Origin of the sequence: Streptomyces cinnamoneus (genome assembly GCF_014650495.1) — a bacterium.
In the GTDB taxonomy this organism is placed as follows: domain Bacteria; phylum Actinomycetota; class Actinomycetes; order Streptomycetales; family Streptomycetaceae; genus Streptomyces; species Streptomyces cinnamoneus.
The window spans coordinates 1-528 of the sequence record NZ_BMVB01000098.1 but is presented as its reverse complement, the minus strand read 5'-3'; the positions used below and the strand labels follow the sequence as shown (position 1 = coordinate 528).

Here is a 528-nt window from a genome sequence, read left to right as displayed (position 1 = left end):
AGTCTCTACTTCACATAATTAAATATAACACCCCATTTCTGGGGTGTCAATTTAGTAGTATCCTCTCGACCTCATACACCCTTTTACATACCACCTTATCAGCACATAAACGATATGTACCAGTATCAGCAGTAAAAGAAGATTGATAGGGATTACCGCCCTTATAGGCTCTGCAAAGTACACCGATACTGCAAGGCTTATGAGGAATACGGCAAGGCTCATGGTGTCCGCATAGTCCTCTGTGTAGAACTCAAACACCTTGCTTGCTCCAAGGAAGATAAGAAAGCCCACACCGATAGCAATACCGCCCACAAAGACGATTAAGAGAAGATAATGCACTATGGTAGCCACTACTGGCTGTGGTATCTTATCTCCCAGTTGTGAAGCCCACTGACCGCCTTTAAGAAGCAACTGGAACGCATTCACAATGAACTGCCATATAACCATGAAAAAGGTCTTAAAATCGCTTACAAAGGCTTCTGAACGTACTGCTGTGAATACTGTGGTAAGCACTCCATACAGTAGCAG

Annotated in this window: 1 protein-coding gene; it reads right to left on the bottom strand. The window is 43.6% G+C overall.

All coding sequences use genetic code 11. The features are described 5' to 3' along the window. Nucleotides 1–51 precede the first annotated feature (51 nt). Nucleotides 52–528, bottom strand: a 477-nt coding sequence (locus IE182_RS32995; RefSeq protein WP_229845305.1) for a DUF6040 family protein, incomplete at its 5' end; no start/stop codon positions are given.